Here is a 594-nt window from a genome sequence, read left to right as displayed (position 1 = left end):
CCATCGGCACCGGTGAGGGTCGCGGTGTAAGTGATCGTGCCGTTTTCATTCACGGTCGGAGTGGCGGTCAACGTCACGGTGGTGGTGTCGTCGACATCGCTAACGATGGTGCTAACTGGGGCGGTGTTTGGAGCAATGGCCTCCAAGTTGCCACCGGATGCATCTTTGATCGACTCAGTAACTGTCGTTGGGCCTTGGTACACATCGTTGCCAACGGCTACATCCAATGCACCCGAGCTTGCGCCGGCGGCGATGGTGATGGTCTTGCCGCTTTCCAACGTCACGGTCACGGGACCGTTTTGCGCGGTAACTGGCTTGCCATCGGCACCGGTCAGGGTCGCGGTGTAGGTGATGGTGCCGTTTTCATTCACGGTCGGAGTGGCGGTCAACGTCACGGTGGTGGTGTCGTCGACATCGCTAACGATGGTGCTGACTGGCGCAGTGTTAGGCGCGATGGCTTCCAGGTTACCGCCCGATGCCGAGGCAATCGATTCGGTGACGGTGGTCGGACCTTGATAAACGTCGTTACCCACAGCGACATCGAGCGTACCCGAGCTAGCGCCAGCAGCGATGGTGATGGTCTTGCCGCTTTCG

The 594-nt window shown here is 59.8% G+C and carries 1 protein-coding gene; it reads right to left on the bottom strand.

Annotated features, from left to right (window positions below; all coding sequences use genetic code 11):
• On the bottom strand, window positions 1-594 hold a 594-nt coding region (locus tag HGO40_RS30365), incomplete at both ends, for an immunoglobulin-like domain-containing protein (RefSeq protein ID WP_250966046.1).

This window comes from Pseudomonas sp. CG7 (genome assembly GCF_023701885.1).
In the GTDB taxonomy this organism is placed as follows: Bacteria; Pseudomonadota; Gammaproteobacteria; order Pseudomonadales; family Pseudomonadaceae; genus Aquipseudomonas; species Aquipseudomonas zanjanensis.
Note: the sequence above shows the minus strand (reverse complement) of the source record. Positions and strands in the feature narration are given on the sequence as shown.